Source organism: Geodermatophilus sabuli, from assembly GCF_900215145.1.
GTDB lineage: Bacteria > Actinomycetota > Actinomycetes > Mycobacteriales > Geodermatophilaceae > Geodermatophilus > Geodermatophilus sabuli.
The window spans coordinates 639,465-661,738 of sequence record NZ_OBDO01000001.1; the positions used below are offsets into that span (position 1 = coordinate 639,465).

The window sequence follows — 22,274 nt, forward strand, 5'->3', positions numbered from 1 at the left end:
GGCGATGTGCTCAGGCAACAAGAGTTGTAGCAACCGCAATCGTCAAGGCGGCGACAGCGGCCATTTGACTGACGGTCGCCCACCTCAGAAGTCTTGCTCGGGCTGGGTCAGAAACTTGTACGAAAGCAAAAGCTTACTGTCGTTCTCTATTTGTAGCCTCAGTGCCTCTCCCGCAGGGATCTCGTGATTCACGGCCCATAGGCCGAGAGTCAGCTCTTCCGCCTGTCGCGCGAGCATCCTCTCTAATTCTGATTTCCCTGTGGTCTGGGGCATCAGGTTTGAAGCTTGCGCCAGAACGACGGCCGCGAAGAAGAAGGCCAGCGCCAAGAGGATCAAGGTCAGCGATACGTTCGACAGGCTTGTCGATCTTCGATCCTCCGGAACGAAGGCAGTGACTACGCCCAGAACGGTAACCAAGCCGCCCGTCGTGGTGACTACGGTACTGGAGCGCCTTTCTATGCTCTCGAGTGCCGCGCGCTCAGCTTCTAGCGAGCGTCGTCGAATCTCAGCGACGGCCTTGAGTACGTCGGCCTCTTCGCCATCATTCATGACCATCCATTCTGTCCGAGTGCACGGTCCTCGCAGACTTCTTGCGTCAGATCCTGATTGCCCTCTGCCGATCGGTGGCGCGCGTGTGGGCCAGTCAGCCCGCTCGAGCATCGCTGCCGTCGTAGGCCGCGGCCATACGCTAACGGCCGGCGTCGGGCAGCTCCTCGCGCACCGCCAGCAGGGTGTCCCCTTCCTCGTCCACGGCCCAGTGGTTTGGCCACGCTCGACATCTGAGCGAGGCGACATGAGTCCCGCACCATCGCGTGCTTCGTCAGCGGGTCACCAGACCAAACCGGATTCCGCCAGTACGCCATATGTACCGAAATCGTGATCAGTGATCGACGGGCTGGCCGGTCGCGGTCCTGCCAGTGGGCGGCGGTGAGCGCCAGCAGTCGCGGTGTCGTGCGGACGGTGGCTCCCCAGGCCCGTAGCCTCGCGCGGTGGCCAGCAGGCGGAGGAACTCCTTCCGGACCCCGGAGTGGGAGGCCTGGGAGCGACGGCTGACAGGCCTGTTCACCATCACGGTTCAGTGGGAGCCGTTGGTCGGCGATCCGCCCATACCCGCCCCGGGCAGTCCACTGGCGGGTGACGACCGCGCTTGGTCCCTGCTGCCCACGAGCACCCTGGCGTGGCTCGGCTTGGTTTCGGCGATTGAACACCTGGCGGCGTGTAGGCGGCTCATGCAGGAGACGCGGACCATGATGCCGTCGCCGTACATGTCCCTCATCCGCCCTGCGCTGATGGGCGGGGCACAGACGCTCTGGGTCCTTCTACCCCCCGTGCGGGCGGAGCGGGTCCGGCGGCAGCTAATCGTCGCCCACGAGGAGTTCCAGGAGTCGCGGCACCTCGCCCGGGAAGCTCTGGAGCCGCCGCTTCGCGAAAAGCTGCCGCCGAAAGCTGTCGAAGCCGCCGAGGGCCAGCTCGCGCGGGCCACGGAGCGACAGAGCAAGACGGCCGCCGAGCTTCAACGCCGAGGCCACAAGATCTCGAAGGTCAACATGACTGACGTTATCAAGGAGGCAGCGGCTCACGTCGCCGCCGACGATCCGTGGTCTTACCAGGCCATCCGGAGCAGCTGGCGCATCGCAAGTGGCGACGCGCACGGGAAGCTGTGGCCAATGCTGCACCGCGCGACTCGGACCCCCAGCGCAACTGAGCCGGGAGTCACCCTTCTTCAGGACGGCTCGAACATCGAGATGGTGGGCATGGTCGCGGGGTCTGCCTACAAGCTCACCAAGGCTGGGATGGACATGTTCCAACAGCGCTGCGCCTCACCACACGTTAACCCGTCCTGACCTTGTTCGGGGGCTGACGCACAACTCCTCGGTACGGCCCGCATTTCGCCGTCTATGCGCCGTGGAAGCCCGGCCTGAGGGGCGTGGACCCACACTTTCCCGCCGGGCCGTAGTCGTCCACCGCCAGGGCGACCACCGTGACCGAAAGCGGTCCCCGATATGCGTGGCGAAACCTGCGTCGCGACCGCCGCTGCCAGGAGGTGATCCTTCGCCTGGCCCAGGTGCACACCGACCACAGCACCCCGTCCTGCAGCGGAGTGCCGTCCATGCTCTCGTCGAAGGACTGCTTGGCCAGAACCGGAGCACTGTCCGCCCTGCGGCGGCCTTCAGCCGGCAATCACAACTCCCATGGCATCCGGCCAGTTTGTCGAGCAGCGCACCGACTCCCTCGAACGACGTGATCGGCTTCAGCCAGGCCATGGTCGGGGACGCTAAGGAACCGGGTCCCGGCCACCCCAGCGGCCAGGACGCAACCAGCCCGGCTGAGTCCTCACTGTGGAGGTGGCGCTCCCCCCGCCTTGAAGGCGGGAAACCGGTCTTCCTTTGGGCCAGCTCCCCTGCAAGATCGCCCTTCGGGCGTCGATACCGTCGTTGGATGACGGCTAGCGCCCCCAACACGACGACGTGTGCCTTCACAGACGTCGAGCCCATCCACCCCGAATACGCCGATCCCGAGGGTGGCTGCCAGCCGATGTCCGTGAGCTCCGTCGTCCTGGCCGCGGACTGCCCGATCGATGGACACATGGATCGCTGCAGCGGGCACCCGACCTGCGTGCCGCATCTCAAGCAATTCCTCGAAGAGGGTCGTGTCGAGCAGGAGATTGTCGACGGGGCGGATTCCTAGCCTGCGACTTGGTCGTCGACACCGAGGGCAGCCCGCGCGTCCGCCAGGCTCCCCGCCCCGAGGGGCCGTTCGGGTTCCGCCGGGCCAGCACGGCGGCAAGCCCATCCATGTCGTGAGCGGCGCTGGTCTAGACATCAGGTCGTAGTGTCGGCGGACGCCGCTTCGGTCGCCTGCCGTGGCCGGGTGTGAAGGTCTCGACTGGGAACTGATCGAGGAGTGGCGCGGGGTGCCCGAGTTCCCCGCCTACGAGGTGAGCGACTACGGGCGCTTGCGGAAGTGGCGGACGGGGCGCGTCATGCGTCCCACGCCGCAATACCGCGGTTCGCACCTCCCCGTGCTGCTGACCCGAGATGGTCAGCGGCACCCCACCTGGCCGTGCCGCCTGGTGCTGGAGGTGTTCGGCAGCCCGTGCCCCTCGTCGTCCCACGAGGCCCTCCACGGAGACGGGGACCGGACGAACAACCACTTGGACAACCTGCGCTGGGCGACGCCGCAGGAACGGTTGTCGGCCGCCGGAATCCGATTCAAGGAGATTCGGCGGGACTGCGCCTGGTGCGGCTACCCGTCCGTGGCCATCGCCTACTGGCGGATCGGCGGGCGATACGGGACCGGGCAGTACGTCGTGCCGAGTTGGTGCCCCAAGTGTGCCGCCGAGTACCAGCGATGCCGTCGCGGCGGGATCAAGCAGCCCCTCAAGCTGCTGAACCGACGATGCCGCTACTGCAACGAGCCGATCCCGCCGGCCAAGCGGTCGGGGACTATCTACTGCGGGCGTTCCTGTAAGGCCAAGGACAATGCGGCCTCAACCAGGACGGACAAGACGAGGGACGAGAGGCTGCAGAGGAAATACGGCATTACTCTAGCGGACTACCGGGCCATGGAGTCGTCCCAGAGCGGTGCGTGCGCCGTCGACCACTGCCACACCACCGGCCGTGTCCGCGGGCTGCTGTGCCACCGATGCAACAAGACCATCGGACTGTTGGACGACGACCCCGCCGTCCTGTTGAAGGCCAGTGCATACCTGAAGAGCGCGGCCTGACCCGCTTCAACCCGCCGTCGTGCTGGCCCAAGTCGCCGCAGGCCACGCCACTGAGCCGCACCGCCTGATGCCCTGCTTGGCAATGAGCCTAAAGCCGTCATCCCTCACTACAAGATGGCCCCTTTACCCTGGATCTGGCCTACTCGGTATTGAAGCGCCTGGGGAGACTTAGACCCAATGGGAGATCCAAGTCGTAATATCCAGGGGCGCTCTGCTTCAGGTGTTCCAACTTCCCAGTCGCCCTGCGAAGCCAATGCTCTCCTGCCCTGTCGGTGAAGGCAAGTTCAATCCCTAAGTGCAAATTCATGCCACCTCCACCGCCGTCCACACTGGTCTCCCAAGTCCCTGGAGGTAGCACGCTCAACACGCTCCGATAGTGTTGCAGGCCAGTCGGTATTTCTTCGCCGGCCCTCCAGCCAGCCCCCTGCACGTGGACCGGAGAGACGACCGCGTTGTATACGGGTTCGTCCGAGTTATTGAGCAACTGGACAGCGTCGCGGCCATCACCCATGTTGGCCGCCACAGCCCAGGCCGAAACCCGCTCGGCTTGTGCCCGAAGGCTTGCAGCAGCTCGTCGCCGTTGATCCGCGATCAATTGTGTCACCAGAACAACGAGGGTCAAAGAGGTTGCTATAGAGCCAACCCACGCGGCGGCATCGCTCACTGGTTCCCCTCACAGGCGTCACGTGACGGCTCTCGACATTCCCACTATCGGCCTACCGCGACCTCGACGAGTACGACAGCTCACTGTGCCCCAACAACTGAACAGACCTGGGGTCAGAGACATGCGTGCTGGCTCCGAGAGTGAGCCCGGTACGTATGGTTGCTTCCTCGTGCGGATACACGCGAAGCACGCCAGTCCTAATGGGTCGCCTGGCGGACCTTACTTTGATCAATCAGTTGATCTACTCTACTGGGCCATCCTCGCCCAAACAGCTCACTCAACATCCTAACGAGGCGTTCGCCTGGGACTAATTCCAGGCGGGAATTTCGTGCGGCGAAGGCGGCGGCTGTCGTGGGTCCCCTGCTAGTAAAACCCCTTGTACCCACGATCAGGCCCTTCTCAATCTTCTCGTCTTCAATGACGCCATACAACGCCCTCACTTCTTCGACACCCACTGGCCTCGACCAGTTCTTGCACTCAATCCGGAGGGAGGTTCGGTGCCCCCTGTCCTCGCGGGTTGCGTCGATATCTCGACCGCCATCCTTTCTGACGGGAGTTAAGCGAGTCTCGTATCTCATTGACCTGTAGAGCTCATCAACCAAATGTTCGAAGCTTCGGCTGTCCAATTGATTGAGAAGTTGCAGGGTCTCCTCCAACGAGGATGGCAGTCCTAGGAAGTACGAACGGATCAGGGCGATGGCGTCCTGGAGGCCACTGAGCCTGCCGTCTGGAAGCTGCTGAGCATGCGCAAGCACGTAGGCGTTGATGACTCGCATAGCGTCAAGAGGCCAGAAGCGGACGAGGTCCAGCACCCATGTGAGGCCCTCCCATGGTGTGGCCGACTGGTCGCCCCGAACTCGCCTATACAGGCGAAGCTCAAACTCAGTGAGTAGCCTCGCCGCTTGGGATAAATGGCCAATCTGGGCACAAGATGGCGATTGTGCCCCAAAGAACCCTGAGGAACCAAAAAGCTTCGTATCAGTCGAAAGATCTCCGGCTCAGGCCGCATGGCCACCGAAGCCAAGTACTCTTCACTTAATCTGTCGCTAGGAAAGCAGTACTCGATGTGCCTGTCGCTCCGCTTCGCGGGCGGCTTCCAAATCTCTCGGAGCCACAAATCGAGATCTTCATTGATCCTGTCGCTATCACATGTCTCTTCAGTCATGGCCTACTGTCGATTGCGAGCAGCGTGATGCATGGCTGCGGCTCGCCGAGTTGGGGATGGCGGGCTACATGGTAGGCCGCCGTCGCCCGCGCATCACCGAGAGTCCTAGGTTGCTCCGCCGTCCTGCTCGGCCATGGCACGGCGGCCTTGACCGAAAGCCAGCGCCGGCGCTCTCGCGTCCCGGGCCACCTCCGGCGGACGACGATCAGCCTGGCGGGTCCGCGCACCCAGACGGCGCGAGTTCCGTGACCTCGTCGTACTGATACTCGGCAGCATCAGCGTCGATCGATCCGCTGCCGGCCGTTCCGAAGTTCACCTGAACGGGCGAGGTGCGCAGCCAGGCCCCACAAGGCTCAAGAGTCCCATGTGTCACGGACTGTAAGGTGTTAATGACGGCGGGTGGCCTCATCAGGTATGAACCCTCCGGACGGCCTCGATCCGAAACTGTCGACGAGCAACAGCCGACCGGGAGATCACGCGCGTGCATGGCTTCGAGGGCAAGGTCCAGTTCGTCTGGCAGGTCGCCGACCTCCTGCGAGGTGACTACAAGCCGGCCGAGTACCGCGGCGTGATCCTGCCGCTGCTCGTGCTGCGCCGGCTGGACGCCGTCCTGGAGGACACCAAGCCGCAGGTGCTGGCCCGCGCGGAGCAACTGAAGCTGATCAAGTCGTTCAATGCCACCTTTGGCTACGACCTGTCCGAACCCGACGGTCTGGAGATCTACGTCGGCCTGCCCAGCCTGCTCTCCGAGAACGAGGACGTGCAGCAGCGCGCCGCGGACAACACCGAGGAACAGTTCGCCCTGACGATCAAGCCCGACGACATCGTCGGGGCCCTGTTCGCCCGACAGGAAGGCTCGCAGCGGCTGCTCAAGGCCATGCTGGAGGACCAGGCCTTCGCCGACGCCGCCCTGCAGGTCATCACCCGCGAGACGTACCGGGCCGCCCGCCGCAAGCACGCCCAGAACGCCGCATGAGCGCACCCACCATCGCCGCGTGGGAACACCGCCTGGCCACCCTTCGGGCCGACTGGGCCACGCTGGATGACCGGCGCGCCCAGGCCGACCGCGCCATGGTCGCCAACTGGACCACGCGGCTCGACTCCATGGCCGGAGAGATGGCCTGGCTTCGCGAGCATGGCGACTGGCTCGGTGGGCCCCGCACGCTCCTGGAGGCCGCGGGCCTGGAGCGCAACGAGCTGGTCTTGACCGCCGGCCTGGCTTGGCTCCTTGATCCGGAAGGGTTTCATCGGCTGGGCGACCGATTGCTCGTTGGCTTCCTCGATCGGCTCGGCGTGGAGAGCACCAGCACGCAGCCTGTGCGAATCGTCCGGGAGGAGCAGCGCAACGACACCCGAGCGGACCTTCTAGTACGGGTTCCCGGCGTCACGATCCTCGTCGAGTCGAAGGTGGGGGCCGGGGAGCAGCATGACCAATGCATCCGGCTGGCCGCCGAGTGGGCCGATGAGCACCCCGTCCTAGTCTTCCTAACCCGCGACGGACGTCCGCCGACAACGGCCGGGGAGGGCGTGTCGGACTGGTGGTGCCTGCGCTGGGCCGACATCGCCGCCGACGTCGAGTTGGCCATCAGTGCCCTGCCCCCCGGGCGTGATCCCGCGCCCGGGGTTCACGACTACCTGACCACCCTGCACCATCACCACGGGGAGAAGCTCGCGTGAGCACCGATGAAAAGACGGCCTTCTACCTTCGCCACCGGGCCCTGATCGAGGAGTGGGCGACCCTGCGCGATGTCGCCCGTTCCTTATTCATCACACAGTTGCGGGGACTCGGCGACCAGATGATCTCCTGGGCTGATTCCCCGGAAGCCGTTTTCGTCGAGGAGGACGGCGCATGGTCCAAGGTGGGGCTGACCAAGCCGGCCTGGAACGAGGCTGGCTGGCGGCTGTCCCTGGTCCTCGCGTGGAGCAAGGGTCAACTGCTCACCCCGGCCAGAATCGAACGCCCTTACGTCGGCATCCACCTCGCATCCGGGTGCATCGGTCGTCGCGCCCGGTCGCAGCTTCTCCGGGAAGAGTGCGCATCGGCGGCGGGCGCCCTCGGTTGGAAGGAGCCCTGGGAGGAGGCCTTCCCCCACTGGTGCTGGGTCGATCAGCCTGCGGACTCGACGACGCTCGAGCCGTGGGTGGACCACTGCCTGATGATCTTCCAGGCCGGCTGGTCTGCCCTGCACGGGGTGCTCGACGAGGTCGTGGACAACTAGTCAAGGATCGCCTCATCGCTCTCATCCGACGTCCAGCTCCACGATCTCGACGCTACGGAGGCTGTCCATGGGGGATCCGAAGCTGTTCCAGCTCGGCCAGGGCAAGGCGGTCGAGCTGAGTGGCACCGCCATGACACTCGAGAAGTCGCTGCAGACGCTGATCGAGCACAACATGGAGACGCTGTTCGGCGTTCGGTGCCTGGCCAGCGAGTACTCCACCGGCAAGAAGCACGGCGGCCGGATGGACTCGCTCGGCATCGACGAGAACGGCAACCCGGTGATCTTCGAGTACAAGCGCGCGGTGAACGAGAACGTCATCACCCAGGGCTTGTTCTACCTGGACTGGCTCATGGACCACCGCGGCGACTTCGAGCTGCTGGTCCTCAAGCAGCTTGGCCCCACGGTTACGGTCGACTGGTCTAACCCGCGGCTGGTCTGCGTCGCGGGCGACTTCACTCGCTACGACGAGCACGCCATCGGGCAGATGAACCGCAGCACCGAGCTGGTCCGGTACCGCAGCTACGACGACCAGCTGCTAGCTCTTGAACTTGTCGCCTCCACCACCGCCAAGGCCACCGCGGCCGGCGAACCGACCATCATGCCGACCTCGACGACGAGCAGCATGCCGAAGACGGTCAGCCAGTTGCACGCGGCCGCCTCGCCGAAACTGAAGGACGCCTACGACGCCCTGGAGCAGTACCTCCTCAACCTCGGCGACGACGTCACCAAGATCGTGAATAAGAATTACTACGCCTTCCGTCGCCTAAAGAACTTCGCCTGTGTCGAGGTACACCCGCAATCCGGGAAGCTGCTCGTCTACGTCAAGGTCAACCCCGACGAGGTTACGCTGGAAGAAAAGTTCTTCCGTGACGTCCGCTCCATCGGACACTTCGGCACCGGGGACCTCGAACTGAGCCTTACCAACACCGCGGACGTGACGCGGGCCCAGCCACTCCTGGACCTGAGCTACGCGGCGAGCTAAGGATTTGTGATGGGGTGGATCGCAAGGTTGCGCATTCGCGATTTAGAGGCGTTCAGTTGGTACGATGACGTCGAGCCGACCTTCCTTTTCTTGTTCACGAGTTCGGATGTCGTCCGGGAGCCGCGAGATCCAGAAGAGCTTGACGACTACCCCGACGCCTATGCAACCGTCCTCGTCGCTACGGCCGGAATACTGGCAGATCGCCTCGACTTCCTTGGCTTAGGCAAGAAAGCCAGCGAGAGGGTTTTCGGGTGCAATCTCGATCAATGGTTAGAGTGGCAGAAGGCACTCCTTCCAGAGATTGGCGAGGAGCTTCTTCAGCCTGAGATCGACGCCCTTGAAGGGTTGGAACTGTCCGGCTGGGTTGACCTGGTGGCGGAGGCGCTTCCAGCCCCCAAGTTGGGAACTGCTCGACGGCGCGGAAGTCCTGTATCACTCGATTCCCTCCTGCGTATTTGGCAAGATGACGATCCGCGCCTCCTGCTGCGAGCGTTAGTCATGGCGCTCGACCCCGCGGACGACGTACGTCTCGACGTCTCCCCAATGCGTGAGGGGAACCATATTGATGCGGCTTTCAACCCGCAGGCTGCGGCAACTGCGTACTTCAGTTACGCGATGGCTAACGGCAGCCCCGCAGTGATCATTACTGAGGGGAGCACTGATGCGCGGATCCTCCACGAGGCCTTAGCCGTTCGCTATCCCCACCTGCAGTCGTTTATCAGGTTTTTTGACTTCGCCGACGGCGCAGAGGGCAGTGCCTCGTCAGGGGTCCGCACGCTCAAGAGCTTTGCTGCCGCCGGCATCAGCAATCGGGTCATACTACTACTGGACAACGACTCTGCGGCCAGAGATGCGAGGCGTGCGCTCAAGTTGACTCTGCCGAAACACTATAAGATAGTGCACTACCCTCACCTCAACTTGGCGGAACACTATCCCACCCTCGGGCCCGCCGGACCAGCGTCAATGGACGTCAATGGACTGGCGGGAAGCATTGAGATGTACCTCGGCACAGATGTGCTTACGGGTGTCGATGGCGAGCTTACGCCGGTTCAATGGCGGTCTTACATAGAAGGGGTGGGCGCGTACCAAGGCGAGCTAATGCACAAGCGGCAACTGCAGCAGCGTTTTCACCAGAAAGTGGAGCTTGCTATGAGCGCCAGCTCCCCACTGCCGGACCAGGATTGGTCCGGCATAGACGCCATCATTGAGACGCTCCGGCTCGCCCTCTCCGAAGATGCACCAGCAGGTGGGTAAGCCACGGTGAGGCCATGGTGGAGGCCGTCTTATACACGTGAAGTTCTCAAGCCTTGGCGCTAGTTGTACCTGGCCAGGACGTTGGTGACAGCGGTCCGGGTTGAACGAAGGAGAACCTCCGAGTGGGGTGTGGCTTGTCGAAGGCCCACATCCGCTCGGAGGTTCCCGTGTCTCACGGTAACGCCCGCACGACCATCCACGGCCGCAAGCTGATCATCGCCCGGCATCGGGCCGGCTGGCGTCAGGCGCACATCGCCGCGGCGATGGGGATCTCCCGCAAGTGCGTGCGGACCTGGATCACCCGCTACGACACCGAGGGCGACGCCGGCCTGGTCGACCGGTCCAGCCGCCCGCGCACCAGCCCGCGGCGCACCGCAGCCGAGGTGGAGGACCGCATCATCGAGCTGCGTCGCCGGGAACGCCGGGGACCGGCCTGGATCGGCGCCGAACTGGGCGTGCCGGCCCGCACCGTCTCCCGGGTGTTGGTTCGCCGTGGGCAGCCCCGGCTGGCCGCCCTGGACCCGATGACCGGGCAGGTGATCCGGTCCTCGAAGGTGACCGCGGTCCGCTACGAGCGAGCCCGCCCCGGCGAGCTGGTGCACATGGACGTCAAGAAGCTGGCCCGCATCCCCGACGGCGGCGGATGGCGCGCGCACGGTCGCGCCGCCGGCAGCACCAGCCGCGACCGGGCCACCAGGGTCGGCTACGACTACGTCCTTCTCTGGTCGACGACCACTTCCGGCTGGCCTACTCCGAGGTCCTCACCGACGAGAAGGGCACCACCTGCGCCGGCTTCCTCGCCCGCGCCGCGGCCTACTTCACCGCACGCGGCATCCCCCGCATCGAGCGGGTGATGACCGACAACGCGTGGGCCTATCAGCACTCCCTCAAGGCCGTGTGCGCCTCGCTCGGCGCCCGGCAGAAGTTCATCAAGCCGCACTGCCCCTGGCAGAACGGCAAGGTCGAACGACTCAACCGCACCCTGGCCACCGAGTGGGCCTACCGCCAGACCTTCACCCGCAACGACGAACGCGCCGCGCTCCTTGCCCCCTGGATCGAGCACTACAACACTCAGCGCCGCCACAGCGCACTCGGCGGCCGCCCTCCGATCAGCCGGCTGGCACCAACCTGATGGCCGGGTACATCTAGGTGGTCACGTCCGAGGTCGCTGGCGGTGGCCGGCATGCCCTGGGCGCGCAGCCACGTCAGCAGGTTCTCGCCGACGGTCAGGTAGCTCTGGATAGTGGACGGCGCGACGTTCCGGGCGCGCAGGTGGGTGCACCAGTCGGGCAGCAGGACGGACAAATCGTCCATCGCGGCGGCGGAGCGGTGGGCGGCGGGCATGCCAGTCCTTGGGACGTCGGATGCTGCGGACATGGGGTGCAACGTCCCCATCCTTCGGCGTAGTCCCTTGCTGGACAAGCTCGGTACGGGACTCAGTCCCTTTGTCTTGCCTGGTGGTGGGGCGGGTGGGGCTCGAACCCACGACCCAGGGATTATGAGTCCCATGCTCTGACCGGCTGAGCTACCGCCCCGACGGGCTCCAGCCTGCCAGACGGTGGCCGGGGCGCGGCGACGGCGTCAGGAGGCGCCGCGGATCGCGTCGATCGCCGTCATGGCCTGCTCGCGCAGCGCGTCGGAGACGGGCGCCGAGCCGGCGACCTCCGCGGCCGCCGCCTGGCCCTCCTCGCTCGCCACGTAGCGGAGGAAGTCCGCGACGAGCTCGGCGGTCGCCGCGTCCTCGTACTCGACGCAGCCGACGTGGTAGCTGACCAGCACGATCGGGTACTGCCCGCTGCCGCTCGTCGTCCGGGCCAGCTCGAGGGCGAAGTCGTACTCGCCGCGGCCCTCCAGGACCGCCGAGTTCTCGACGACGGCCGCGGCAGCCTCCGCCGTCGGCGCGACGAACTCCCCACCCACGCCGATCCGCGCGACGCCCAGGTCCCCGGCCTGTGACAGGTCGGCGTACCCAATCGTGCCCTCGCCGCCGGCCACCGCCGCCACGACGCCGGAGTTGCCCTGGGCGGCCTCCCCGCCCTCGAGCGGCCACTCGCCGTCCGGCTCGTGCGGCCAGGCCGCGCCGCCGGCCGCGGCCAGGTACTCGGTGAAGTTCTCCGTCGTCCCGGACTCGTCGCTGCGGTGCACCGGCGTGATGGTCGTGGGAGGCAGGGCGACCCCCGGGTTGTCGGCGGCGATCGCCGGGTCGTCCCACCTCGGAACGGCCCCCGCGAAGACGGCGGCCAGCGTGGCGGGGGAGAGGGCGAGGTCGTCGACCCCGGGGACGTTGTGGACGACGGCGATCGGGGCGATGTAGTTGGGCAGCTCGAACACCCCCGCCTCCCCGCAGCGCCGCGCGGCCTCGGCCAGCTCGTCGTCGTCCAGAGGCGCGTCGGAGCCTGCGAAGTCGATGCCGCCGGCGAGGAACTGCTCCCGCCCGCCGCCGGAGCCCACGGGGTCGTAGTCGACGGTCACGCCCGGCTGGACGACGGTGTAGCCGGCGGTCCAGCCCTGCATCGCCGCCTGCTGGCTGCTGGCGCCCGCTCCCACCAGGGAGCCGGACAGGTCACTGCCCGGGGCGCCGTCCCCGCCGCGCTCGTTGGGCGGCACGTACGTGGCGACGAACACCACGACGCCGGCCACCGCCACCGCGCCGATCCCGGCCGCCACCCTCCTCTGGACAGACACGGGCGCCTTCCGCTGCGGGCCCGGCGCTCGCCGCCGGGCGTCCGGCCCGACCCTAGGCGGTGGCCCCGGGCGTGGCGGCCCCGGCGTGGCGGACAGGAGTGGGCGAAGTCTCACCCCGGGTCCGGAGCGCGGGCGCGGGGGAGGGCAGGCGGCACCCGTTGCGCGGGAACGAGGAGGCAGGGCGGCGTCCGTGCAGGTCAGGTCCGGTGGACGGCGGTGCCCGGATGGCCGGACAAGATCACCTCTCCGGGGTCAGATGATGACACGCCGTAGCGGATAGTCACTCCTTCAGGCAAGAAGGCGCGCAGGGTGTGTTACTCGATCGTGACCGGTGGGGTGCACTCGTAGTAGCTTTCGCGTCGGCCTCGCCGGGCTCCGCTCCTCGACACACGAGGGCACCGGTCAGGCCCCGCTGAACCGCCGACGCCCCTCCGGGGGACGAGGCGGACCGGGGACCCACCGTTCCACTGGGGTGAGTCCTGCCTGCGTTGGGGGCGCAGGCGGGTAGGGCGCCGTCCGGCCCGAACCCGTCAGCTAACTCGGTAGGCGGTCGCGAGGATGGGAGAACAGTCGCCTTGGCGACCCTGCACCACCTGAAGACCCTGCCTGCCCGCGTGGGGCCGGTCCGCCGGTTCCTGGGGGTCCCGCGCCGGGCCGTCGTCGTCGCCGCCGTGGTCGGCGGCCTGCTCGCGGGTACCCCCGCCGCGTTCGCCGCACCCGCCGTCGCCGGCAGCTCCGAGCAGGGGCAGCTGGCCGCCGAGGTCGCCCGCATCGAGCAGCTGCTGACCGCCGCCGAGGAGCAGCTCCAGCGGATGACCGTGGAGGCCGAGGCCGCCGCGGACGCCGCCCTGGTCGCCCGTGCGGAGCTCGCCACCGCCCAGGCCGAGGCCGACGCCACCGCCGCCGAGCTGGCCACCGCCCAGGCCGACGTCGCCACCGCCGAGGACGACGTGGCCACGCTCGGTCGCGAGGCCTACATGGGCGCCGACAACCGCTACGGGGACGTCGAGCTCCTCCTCGACGCGCAGAGCCCCACCGAGCTCCTGCAGCGAGCCGCGACCATGGACCGCCTCGGGGACCAGCGCGCCGCGCGGCTGACCGAGTTCCTGGCCGTCGAGCAGCGGGTCCAGGAGGCCGACCAGGCCGCCCGCGCCGCCGTCACCCGTCTCGACGAGGCCGCTCGCGTCGCCGCCGAGGCCGAGGCCGCCGCCAACGCCCACCTCGTCGCGGCGCAGGCCGAGTACGACGCCGTCGCCGCCGAGAAGGCCGCGCTGGACGAGCAGTACCGCGCCGCCGGCGAGCGGCTGCTCGCCTCCCAGGGGGCCGCCGACCCGGCCGCCGCCTTCACCGCGCGGCTCGACGCCCGCGCCCAGGGGACCACCGGCATGCCGGCCGCCGGCCGGCTCACCTCCTGCTACGGGGCGCGCTGGGGCACGATGCACCAGGGCATCGACATCGCCGCCCCGATCGGCACGCCGATCTCCGTGCCTGAGGACGGCGTCGTGCTGCAGGCCGGCCCGGCCAGCGGCTTCGGCCAGGCCGTGTACGTCCAGCACGGCGACGGGCAGATCACGCTCTACGGCCACGTGAACCGGTTCTTCGTGACCGCCGGCCAGGTGGTGACCGCCGGCCAGCAGATCGCCGAGGTCGGCAACCGCGGCCAGTCCACCGGGCCGCACCTGCACTTCGAGGTGCACCAGGGTGGGCTCTACGCCAACCGGGTCAACCCGATGCCGTGGCTGGCGCAGCACGGCATCAGCCTCGGTGGCGGTTGCTGAGCTGAGCGTCGTCCGGCCCGCGGCCGCCGGGGCGACCCGGGCGGCCGCGGGCCGTCGCGCGTTCAGCGGCGGCCGCGCAGCCGGCCCAGCAGTCCGCCCACCCCGCCGAGGGTCTGCGCGGCCAGTTGCAGGATCGGCCCACCTGGGATGCCCGGCGCCACCTGCACGACCGGCGCCAGCGCCAGCAGCCCGCCGAGCTCGTGGACCTTCAGGCGCCGCCGGGCCAGGGCGGCCACCGGGTTGACCCGCCCCGAGGCCGCCTCCAGCAGCAGGTCGGCCGGGGCCTCGACGGCCGTGCCCGCGGGCGCCCCGGGCGGAGCCGGTCGCACGGTCCAGCCGTCCGGGTCGGCGGCGAACGTCCAGCCGCCCTCGGGCGTGGTCAGGGTGGCGCCGCCGGTGATGCCGACGGAGGCGGACAGCGCGCCGGTGACGTCGGCCAGGGCCGCGAGGCCGGCCTGCAGGACCGGGCGTGGCACCGGCGGGGCCCCGGCGTCGGTCAGGTCGAGGCCGTGCACGGCCAGCTCGTACGCCTGCCCCAGGACCACGCTGAGCAGTGGCAGCGTGCCCACGACCGCGACGGCCGGCGCGGTGTCGAGGCCGGCCGGCTCGTCGACCAGGTAGCGGGCCGTGGCGTCACGGTTGCGCCGCAGGGCGGCGAGCACCTCCGCGCGCGTCGCGTCGCGATGGGCGGCGGTGACGCGCGCGTTGGTCGCGTCGACCTGCGGCGGTGTGCCGGCGCCCCCGGCCCGGGCGGACGCGATGAGGTCCGCGAGCGCCGTGTGGTCGTCCCAGCAGCCGAGGTGGACGCAGATCTCCTGGACCCGCCACCCGGGCAGGCGGGAGGGCCGGCCGAGGTCCACGGCGTCGGCCTGGTCGAGGAAGGCGTCCCACGCCGGCAGCACCAGCCCGGCCACCACGTCGCGTCCGGCGTCGGCCATCCCCTGGGAGCGCACCATGGAGCGGCCGGTACCCGGCCGGTCCGGCGGGATGCGCTGCGACCGCTTGTCCGGCGAGGCGCTCCCGAGCAGCCTGGGGGCATGACTCGCACCGGCACGACGCGCGGCACGGTGATCCGCTGGGACGATGCCCGTCACGGCGGGCTCGTCGAGGCCCCCGACCTGCCCGGCGACTGCTGGGTCGACGCGTCGGTCGTCCACGGCCCGCACGGCGGCACGCTCCGCGCCGGCCAGGTGGTGGACGTCGACTGGACCGAGCCGGGGGCCGAGGGCGCGGCCTGCCGCGCCACGAGGGTCGTCCCGCGGGAGGACCTGCAGGCGACCCTGGGTGGGTGACTCCCGGGTGTCGTACCGGCGGCCACGAGGCGTTGACCACTACGGTCCGTGATGACCGGCCCGGGCAGGTGGCAGACGCCGTACCCGGGCCACGCAGGCCTTGCGCAGCGCCGGGCTGGAGGCGTAGCGGCGACCCAGGGCACGGTGGACGGGTGCGCCGTCACCGTGGTATGGCCGCTGACCAGCGCGTAGTGGCCACTCCCGTGACCATCCGTCACATGTGACTCATCCGCCCCTTCCGCACTGGCGCGATGGGGTGACCATCGTGCAAACTGTTCCCAGGACCCCTGGTCCACGACCGCCGAACACAGCCTGTCACCGAATCGATCGTCCGTTGGGGAAGACGAGACCGATCGAGTCGATGGAGGTACCCCGTGCAGCGACGGTCTACCCAGGGTGTCGTCTTCGTGCACGCGTGCCCGAAGGCGCTCTGCCAGCACGTCGAGTGGGCGCTCGAACGCGTCGTCGGCGCGCCGGTCTCCCTGTCGTGGGCCGACCAGCCCGCGGCACACGGTTCTTACCGTGCCGAGGTCGCCTGGACGGGCGCTCCCGGGACGGGGGCGAAGCTGGTCGCTGCGCTGCGCGCGTGGCCGATGCTCCGCTTCGAGGTGACCGAGGAAGCCAGCTACGGCAACGACGGCGAGCGCATGTCGTACGTGCCGGGTCACGGGGTGTACCGCGCGCCGACGAGCGCGAACGGCGATCTCGTCGTCACCGAGCAGCAGCTGCGTCACCTCGCGGCCAGCGCCACCTCCATCGAGGCCTTCCGGCACGGGGTCGACGAGCTGCTCGGCGCCGCCTGGGACGCCGACCTCGAGGTCTACCGGCACGCCGGCGACGGCAGCCCCGTCACCTGGCTGCACCAGGTTGTGTGACCGTGGCGGCCCTGTCCCGAGCGTGCGAGGGGTGGGGAGGACGGGTTCCTTCATCACGATCCGACTACGACGGGCCGGTGCTCCCCGCGTACCCGTCGTAGGCTGAGGCCGGTCGTCCGGACGTCGTCGGGGAAGCGGCGTCCGGGCGACCACGAGCTCCACGTCAGGGCCCGGCACCCTCGAGGGTGCCGGGCCCTGACGCGTGGCTACAGCGGGATGTTGCCGTGGGCGCCACGGCCGGGCCGCGCGGCCGCGAGCGCGGCGATCAGCCGGCGTCGCGTCCGTGACGGCTCGACGACCTCGTCCACGACGCCGATCTGCAGCGCCCGGTTCACCCCGCCGGCGATCCGCTCGTGCTCAGCGGCCAGGTGCGCGTGCAGCGCCTCCCGCTCACCGGGCGGGGCGGCCGCCAGCTTCTTCCGGTGCAGGATGCCGACGGCGGCCTTGGCGCCCATGACCGCGACCTCCGCGCCCGGCCAGGCGAAGACCGCCGTCGCCCCCAGTGACCGGGCGTTCATCGCGATGTAGGCGCCGCCGTAGGACTTGCGGGTCACCAGCGTCACCCGCGGCACGACCGCCTCGGCGAAGGCGTGCAGGAGCTTGGCGCCGCGCCGCACCACGCCGTCCCACTCCTGGCCCACGCCGGGCAGGTAACCGGGGACGTCGACCAGGACCACCAGGGGGACGCCGAACGCGTCGCACATGCGGACGAACCGGGCCGCCTTCTCGGCCGACGCGGAGTCCAGGCAGCCGCCCAGGCGCAGCGGGTTGTTGGCCACCACGCCCACCGTGCGCCCGGCGAGCCGGCCCAGCGTGGTGACGATGTTCGGCGCCCAGCGCGGGTGCAGCTCCAGGCCCGGCCCGTCGAGGACGGCGGCCACGAGCGGCTTCACGTCGTAGGCCCGGTTCGGCTTCTCCGGCAGCAGGGCGCGCAGGTCGACGTCGGGCTCGCCCTCGGCGGGGGCGAGCGTGCCCTGCGCCGCCAGCAGGGAGACCGCGTCGCGCGCGGTGTCCAGCGCGGCCTGCTCGGTCTCGGTGACCACGTGCACGACACCGCTGCGCCGGCCATGGGTGTCCGGCCCGCCGAGGCGCTCCATGTCGACGTCCTCGCCGGTGACCGAGCGGACGACGTCGGGACCGGTCACGAACACCCGGCCGGCCGGACCCATGACCACCAGGTCGGTGAGGGCGGGGCCGTACGCGGCGCCACCCGCGGCCGGGCCGAGGACGACGGAGATCTGCGGCACCCGTCCCGACGCCCGCACCATCGCCTCGAACACCTCCCCGACGGCGTGCAGCGCGGTGACGCCCTCCGCCAGCCGGGCGCCGCCGGAGTGCCAGATGCCCACGACGGGCACCCGCTCGCGCAGTGCGGCGTCGATCGCGTCGACGATGTGCCGGCAGCCGTCCAGGCCCATCGCGCCGCCCATGACCGTGGCGTCGGTGCAGTAGGCGACCGCCGGGCTGCCGGCCACCGTGCCGCGGGCAGCCAGGACGCCGGAGGTGTCGGGGGGCACCAGCAGTGACATGGAGTCCGCGTCGAAGAACCGCCGGAGGCGGTCGGCCGGGTCACGCGGGTCCGGGGCGGTGGGGACGGGAGCGGCGGACAGGACGGTCACGGGGCCTCCAGGGCCTCGGGCGCGGGGCGGTTCGGCCGGACCTGGGCAGCCGCCATCGCTGCGCCGGCCCACGGGGGAGGGCCGGCCCAGGCGGTGGGCGGGACTGCTCAGGCGGTCGTGAACACCAGCGCGATGTTGTGGCCGCCGAAGCCGAAGGAGTCGTTGACCGCGGCGGAGAACTGGGTACGCCGCGCCTCGCGGCGGACGATGTCGAGGGCTTGGACGGCGGGGTCGTCGTCCGGGTCGTCGAGGTTGGCCGTCGCCGGCACGACCTGCTCGCGCAGGGCGAGGATCGTGAAGACCGACTCCAGGGCGCCGGCGGCGCCGAGCAGGTGCCCGGTCTGGCTCTTGGTGGCCGTCACCAGGACGTGGTCGCCGATCGTGTTGCGGATCGCCGCAGCCTCGGCGGTGTCACCGACCGGCGTGGAGGTGGCGTGCGCGTTGACGTGCCCGATGTCGGCCGGCGTGAGGCCGGCGTCGCGGATCGCCGCGGCGATCGCCCGGCCGGCGCCCTCGCCCTCGGGGTGCGGGGCGACCAGGTCGTAGCCGTCGGCGGTGCCGCCCGCCCCGGCCAGCCGGGCGTGGATCGTGGCACCGCGCGCTCTCGCCGCGTCGGCCCGCTCCAGGACCAGGGCGGCAGCGCCCTCGCCCAGCACGAACCCGTCGCGGGCCTTGTCGAACGGGCGGGAGGCCCGCTCGGGCTCGTCGTTGCGGGTGCTCATCGCGCGCATGGCGGCGAACCCGGCCATCGGCAGCGGGTGCACGCAGGCCTCGGCGCCGCCCACCAGGACGACGTCGGCGCGGTCGAAGCGGAGCAGGTCCAGGCCCCACCGGATCGCCTCGGCTCCGGAAGCGCAGGCGCTCACCGGCGCGTGCACGCCGCCCTTGGCGCCCACGGCCAGCCCGACGGCCGCGGCGGGGCCGTTGGGCATGAGCATCGGGATGGTGAAGGGGGAGACCCGCTTGGGGCCCTTCTCCTCCAGCACGTCGTCCTGGCCGAGCAGGGTCAGCGCCCCGCCGATACCCGTGCCGAAGACGACGGCGACCCGCTCCGGGGCCACGCCGGCGTCCGCGGCACCGGAGCTGCGCCACGCCTCCTCGGCGGCCACCACGGCCACCTGCTGGCTGCGGTCGAGCCGGCGGGCGCGGACGCGGTCCAGGCCGGTGGCCGGGTCGGCCACCAGCCGGGCGACGAGCTGGGCCGGGAACTCCTTGATCCAGTCGTCGGTGATCCGGCTGACCCCCGACCGCCCGGCCAGCAGTGCGTCCCACGTGCTGGCGACGTCGCCGCCGAGCGGCGTGGTGGCACCGAGTCCGGTGACGACGACGTCGCCGACTGACGTGCTCATGACGGGTTCCCTCCTGGGGCGTGCGGCCGGGGGCCGGGGCAGCCGGGTGGCTCAGCCCTGGTTCTTCTGGATGAAGCTGATCGCGTCGCCGACGGTCTTGATGTTGCCGAGCTCGTCGTCGGGGATGGCGACGCCGAACTTGTCCTCCACCGCGGTGGCGATCTCGACCATCGACAAGGAGTCGACGTCGAGGTCCTCCGTGAACGACTTCTCGGGGGTGGCGTCGGCAGGTGCGACGCCGGCAACCTCCTCCAGGATCTCGGCCAGACCGGTCTGGATGTCCTCGCTCACGCGGGGTCCTCTCTCTCGGATGGGGCGGGGGGACCCGCCGTGGTACCCGGGGGTCCCGGGGGTTCGTGGTTCCTGCTCATCGCAGCACGGTCAGGGCAGGACGACGACCTGACCGGCGAACGTCAGGCCCGCGCCGTACCCGAGCAGCAACGCGGTGTCGCCGCTCTTGGCCTCGCCGCTCTCCAGCAGCGCCGACAGGGCCAGCGGGACCGACGCCGAGGAGGTGTTCCCCGATCGCACGACGTCCCGGGCGATGACCGTGCGCTCGGGCAGGCGGAGCCGCTTGGCCATCAACTCGATGATCCGCAGGTTGGCCTGGTGCGGGGCGAAGACGTCGATGTCGTCGGGGCCGACGCCGGCCCGGCGCATCGCCTCGGCGAGGGTCTCGGTGAGCCGGGTGGTGGCCCAGCGGTACACGGCCTGACCGGCCATGCTCATCACCTTCTCACCGTCGGGGATGGCGATGGCGGTCGACTGGTCGCCGTCGCTGCCCCAGACCACCGGCCCGACGCCGGGGCTGTCGGAGGGGGAGAGTACGGCCGCCCCGGCTCCGTCGGCGAAGATCACCGCGGTCGACCGGTCCCTGAGGTCGGTGTAGTCGGTCAGCCGCTCGCCGCCGATCACCAGTGCGTTGCGGGCCGACCCGGCGCGGATGGCGTCGGCGGCCGCGCTCAACGCGTAGCACCACCCGGCGCACCCGGCGTTCACGTCGAACGCGCCGGGCCGGGGGATCCCCAGCCGGTGCGCGATCTGCGGGGCCAGACCCGGGATGGAGCTCGGCGGGCTGGCGGTCGCCAGCAGCACCAGGTCGACCTCGGCGGCGTCCAGGCCGCTGGCCGCGAGGGCCTTGCCGCCGGCGGCCACGCTCATCTCGGCCAGCGTCTCGTCCGGCTCCGCCCACCGCCGCTCGGCGATGCCGACCCGGGCCTGGATCCACTCGTCGTTGGTGTCCATCACCTGGGCGAGCTCGTCGTTGGTCACCCGGCGGCGGGGGCGGTAGCTCCCGAGACCGAGGATGCGCGCGCCGGGCGCGCCCGCGGGCAACTGCAGCGCGGTCATTCCGCCACCTCCGGGTAGAGCCGAGCAATGGGGTCCCCTGCGTCGACCATGTCGCCGTTCTGCACGAGCCACTCGGCGAGTACCCCGTCGTAGCCCGCTGAGACGTTGACGTCGTCGCGACGGCTGCGGATCCAGCCCAGCGGGGTGCCGGCCGGCAGGCGCGTGCCCTCGGCCACGTCCGCCGGGCTGACCGTGCCGCGCGCCGGGGAGACGACGACCCGCCAGTCGGGCAGGTGCTCGGCCTCGGCCCGGCTGCGTTCGGCGGCGATGAGCTCGCGCGCGCGGTCGAGGTCGGCCGGGCTGCTGACGGCGAGGATCTCGACGTCGGCGCCCTTCCACTGCCGCTTGGCCAGGCCGGCCAGCGCCCCGGCCGGTGGCAGCTCGATGGCGGCGGTGACGCCGAGCTCGCGCATGGTCGCCAGGCACGCGTCGAAGCGGACCGGGCTGGTGACCTGGCTGACCAGCCGGGCGAGCGCCTCGGCGCCGGAGGTGACCGCGGCGCCGTCGGCGTTGGACAGCAGCAGCCGGCTCGGGTCGGCCGGCCGCAGGCCGCCGACGAGGCCCCCCAGCTCGGCGCGCGCGGAGGCCATGTACTCGGTGTGGAAGGCGCCGGCCACCGACAGCGGCATGATCCGCGCCTTCGCCGGCGGGGCGGCCTTCAGCGCGGCCAGCCCGTCGAGCGGGCCGGCGGCCACGACCTGGCCACCGCCGTTCATGTTGGCCGCCACCAGGCCGTGCTCGGCGAGCGACGCGGCGACCTCGTCGGGGTCGCCGCCGAGGACGGCGGACATCCCGGTCGGGGTCTGCGCGCACGCGGCGGCCATGGCCCGCCCGCGGACGGCGGTCAGCGCGATCGCCGCCTCGACGCTGAGCACACCGGCGAGGGCCGCCGCGGTCAGCTCACCGACGCTGTGCCCGGTGATGACGACGTCCCGGCCGGCCTGCGGCGTGTGCGCCACGGGGCCCGGCAGGCCGCCGAGCTCACGGGCGATGAACAGACTCATCGCGACGACCAGCGGCTGCGTCACCGCGGTGTCCTTGATCGCCTCGGCGTCGCCGGTCGTGCCCAGCTCGAGGAGGTCGGCGCCGGCGATGGCGCCGGCCCAGCGGAAGAAGGACTCAGCGCCCGGCAGCTCCAGCCAGTCGCTCAGCATCCCGGGTTTCTGCGCACCCTGTCCGGGGGCGAGGACGGCCAGCACCTCCTCACCGTGTCAGAGTTCGCGGCGTCGCGTGGTGGGGAGCGGCACGAAAGCACACCGGTGCTTTTTGGAGGGTTCCTACAACGGATGCGCGTTTCCGGGCGCGTTCGTCGAGT

21 protein-coding genes, 1 tRNA gene, 1 pseudogene and 1 riboswitch are annotated in these 22,274 nt (G+C 69.8%); of the genes and pseudogenes, 12 read left to right on the top strand and 11 right to left on the bottom strand.

Going from position 1 to position 22,274, the window contains the following annotated elements; genetic code table 11:
• Window positions 1-84 precede the first annotated feature (84 nt).
• Window positions 85-549, bottom strand: coding sequence for a hypothetical protein (locus CRP39_RS03055; protein ID WP_143426548.1), 465 nt, complete (start codon window positions 547-549; stop codon window positions 85-87).
• Window positions 550-989: 440 nt separating this feature from the next.
• On the opposite strand from CRP39_RS03055, the gene CRP39_RS03060 reads away from it, so the two are divergent.
• The 3 genes from CRP39_RS03060 to CRP39_RS03070 all read left to right on the top strand — a co-directional run bounded on the left by CRP39_RS03060 (window position 990) and on the right by CRP39_RS03070 (window position 3,727).
• On the top strand, window positions 990-1,844 hold the full coding sequence (locus CRP39_RS03060; protein WP_097204256.1) for a hypothetical protein: 855 nt from the start codon (window positions 990-992) through the stop codon (window positions 1,842-1,844).
• Window positions 1,845-2,439: 595 nt separating this feature from the next.
• Window positions 2,440-2,688, top strand: coding sequence for a hypothetical protein (locus CRP39_RS03065; RefSeq protein WP_097204258.1), 249 nt, complete (start codon window positions 2,440-2,442; stop codon window positions 2,686-2,688).
• Window positions 2,689-2,863: 175 nt separating this feature from the next.
• Window positions 2,864-3,727 (top strand): endonuclease domain-containing protein, encoded by an 864-nt coding sequence (locus tag CRP39_RS03070; protein WP_097204260.1) that lies wholly within the window; start codon window positions 2,864-2,866, stop codon window positions 3,725-3,727.
• Window positions 3,728-4,588: 861 nt separating this feature from the next.
• Here the strand turns inward: CRP39_RS03070 and CRP39_RS28305 are convergent.
• Complete coding sequence (locus CRP39_RS28305) at window positions 4,589-5,167, bottom strand: restriction endonuclease (RefSeq protein WP_425432546.1); 579 nt, start codon at window positions 5,165-5,167, stop codon at window positions 4,589-4,591.
• An 870-nt stretch (window positions 5,168-6,037) separates the two neighbouring features.
• Between CRP39_RS28305 and CRP39_RS27355 the strand changes: the two genes are divergently transcribed.
• The 6 genes and pseudogenes from CRP39_RS27355 to CRP39_RS03105 all read left to right on the top strand — a co-directional run bounded on the left by CRP39_RS27355 (window position 6,038) and on the right by CRP39_RS03105 (window position 11,143).
• On the top strand, window positions 6,038-6,532 hold the full coding sequence (locus CRP39_RS27355; protein ID WP_245853528.1) for a type I restriction-modification system subunit M N-terminal domain-containing protein: 495 nt from the start codon (window positions 6,038-6,040) through the stop codon (window positions 6,530-6,532).
• Window positions 6,529-7,233 carry a PD-(D/E)XK nuclease family protein gene (locus tag CRP39_RS03085; RefSeq protein WP_097204264.1) on the top strand — a complete coding sequence of 235 codons (705 nt, stop codon included), beginning with the start codon at window positions 6,529-6,531 and terminating at the stop codon, window positions 7,231-7,233. The genes CRP39_RS27355 and CRP39_RS03085 overlap by 4 nt, the downstream gene beginning before the upstream one ends.
• Window positions 7,230-7,775 carry a hypothetical protein gene (locus tag CRP39_RS03090; protein WP_097204266.1) on the top strand — a complete coding sequence of 182 codons (546 nt, stop codon included), beginning with the start codon at window positions 7,230-7,232 and terminating at the stop codon, window positions 7,773-7,775. The genes CRP39_RS03085 and CRP39_RS03090 overlap by 4 nt, the downstream gene beginning before the upstream one ends.
• Window positions 7,776-7,842: 67 nt before the next feature.
• The gene (locus tag CRP39_RS03095; protein ID WP_097204268.1) at window positions 7,843-8,757 is read left to right on the top strand and encodes a DUF5655 domain-containing protein; all 915 of its coding nucleotides are present in this window, start codon (window positions 7,843-7,845) and stop codon (window positions 8,755-8,757) included.
• 9 nt (window positions 8,758-8,766) lie between these two features.
• The gene (locus CRP39_RS03100; RefSeq protein ID WP_097204270.1) at window positions 8,767-10,011 is read left to right on the top strand and encodes a HEPN/Toprim-associated domain-containing protein; all 1,245 of its coding nucleotides are present in this window, start codon (window positions 8,767-8,769) and stop codon (window positions 10,009-10,011) included.
• 167 nt (window positions 10,012-10,178) lie between these two features.
• A pseudogene (locus CRP39_RS03105) lies at window positions 10,179-11,143 on the top strand (IS481 family transposase).
• Here CRP39_RS03105 and CRP39_RS26315 read toward each other — a convergent pair.
• The 3 genes from CRP39_RS26315 to pstS all read right to left on the bottom strand — a co-directional run bounded on the left by CRP39_RS26315 (window position 11,083) and on the right by pstS (window position 12,678).
• Window positions 11,083-11,355, bottom strand: coding sequence for a hypothetical protein (locus CRP39_RS26315; RefSeq protein ID WP_143426552.1), 273 nt, complete (start codon window positions 11,353-11,355; stop codon window positions 11,083-11,085). The pseudogene CRP39_RS03105 and the gene CRP39_RS26315 sit on opposite strands and share 61 nt — an antisense overlap.
• A 114-nt stretch (window positions 11,356-11,469) precedes the next feature.
• Window positions 11,470-11,546: transfer RNA gene (locus tag CRP39_RS03110), tRNA-Ile, on the bottom strand.
• Between the two features lie 46 nt (window positions 11,547-11,592).
• The gene (gene pstS, locus CRP39_RS03115) at window positions 11,593-12,678 is read right to left on the bottom strand and encodes a phosphate ABC transporter substrate-binding protein PstS (RefSeq protein ID WP_245853530.1); all 1,086 of its coding nucleotides are present in this window, start codon (window positions 12,676-12,678) and stop codon (window positions 11,593-11,595) included.
• 432 nt (window positions 12,679-13,110) lie between these two features.
• Window positions 13,111-13,260, top strand: a riboswitch (cyclic di-AMP (ydaO/yuaA leader).
• A gap of 11 nt (window positions 13,261-13,271) precedes the next feature.
• Here pstS and CRP39_RS27955 point away from each other — a divergent pair.
• Window positions 13,272-14,474: a M23 family metallopeptidase gene (locus tag CRP39_RS27955; RefSeq protein ID WP_097204273.1), complete on the top strand. Its 1,203-nt coding sequence runs from the start codon at window positions 13,272-13,274 to the stop codon at window positions 14,472-14,474.
• Between the two features lie 62 nt (window positions 14,475-14,536).
• On the opposite strand, the gene CRP39_RS03125 is transcribed toward CRP39_RS27955, so the two are convergent.
• Window positions 14,537-15,430 carry a maleylpyruvate isomerase family mycothiol-dependent enzyme gene (locus CRP39_RS03125; protein WP_097204275.1) on the bottom strand — a complete coding sequence of 298 codons (894 nt, stop codon included), beginning with the start codon at window positions 15,428-15,430 and terminating at the stop codon, window positions 14,537-14,539.
• A gap of 81 nt (window positions 15,431-15,511) precedes the next feature.
• Here CRP39_RS03125 and CRP39_RS03130 point away from each other — a divergent pair, with 81 nt between their 5' ends.
• The gene (locus CRP39_RS03130) at window positions 15,512-15,766 is read left to right on the top strand and encodes a hypothetical protein (RefSeq protein ID WP_097204277.1); all 255 of its coding nucleotides are present in this window, start codon (window positions 15,512-15,514) and stop codon (window positions 15,764-15,766) included.
• Window positions 15,767-16,140: 374 nt separating this feature from the next.
• Entirely contained in the window at window positions 16,141-16,641 is a 501-nt protein-coding gene (locus CRP39_RS03135; RefSeq protein WP_097204279.1) for a DUF3145 domain-containing protein, read from the top strand.
• 206 nt (window positions 16,642-16,847) lie between these two features.
• Here CRP39_RS03135 and CRP39_RS03140 read toward each other — a convergent pair whose 3' ends face one another.
• The 5 genes from CRP39_RS03140 to CRP39_RS03160 form a co-directional block, all read right to left on the bottom strand.
• A complete protein-coding gene (locus CRP39_RS03140) occupies window positions 16,848-18,260 on the bottom strand; it encodes an acyl-CoA carboxylase subunit beta (protein ID WP_097204280.1) in 1,413 nt (470 codons plus the stop codon).
• Between the two features lie 107 nt (window positions 18,261-18,367).
• The gene (locus CRP39_RS03145) at window positions 18,368-19,609 is read right to left on the bottom strand and encodes a beta-ketoacyl-[acyl-carrier-protein] synthase family protein (RefSeq protein WP_097204282.1); all 1,242 of its coding nucleotides are present in this window, start codon (window positions 19,607-19,609) and stop codon (window positions 18,368-18,370) included.
• Between the two features lie 51 nt (window positions 19,610-19,660).
• On the bottom strand, window positions 19,661-19,900 hold the full coding sequence (locus CRP39_RS03150; protein ID WP_097204284.1) for an acyl carrier protein: 240 nt from the start codon (window positions 19,898-19,900) through the stop codon (window positions 19,661-19,663).
• Window positions 19,901-19,990: 90 nt separating this feature from the next.
• Window positions 19,991-20,959 carry a beta-ketoacyl-ACP synthase III gene (locus CRP39_RS03155; RefSeq protein WP_097204286.1) on the bottom strand — a complete coding sequence of 323 codons (969 nt, stop codon included), beginning with the start codon at window positions 20,957-20,959 and terminating at the stop codon, window positions 19,991-19,993.
• Window positions 20,956-22,158 (bottom strand): acyltransferase domain-containing protein, encoded by a 1,203-nt coding sequence (locus tag CRP39_RS03160; protein WP_097204288.1) that lies wholly within the window; start codon window positions 22,156-22,158, stop codon window positions 20,956-20,958. The genes CRP39_RS03155 and CRP39_RS03160 overlap by 4 nt, the downstream gene beginning before the upstream one ends.
• Window positions 22,159-22,274 lie beyond the last annotated feature (116 nt).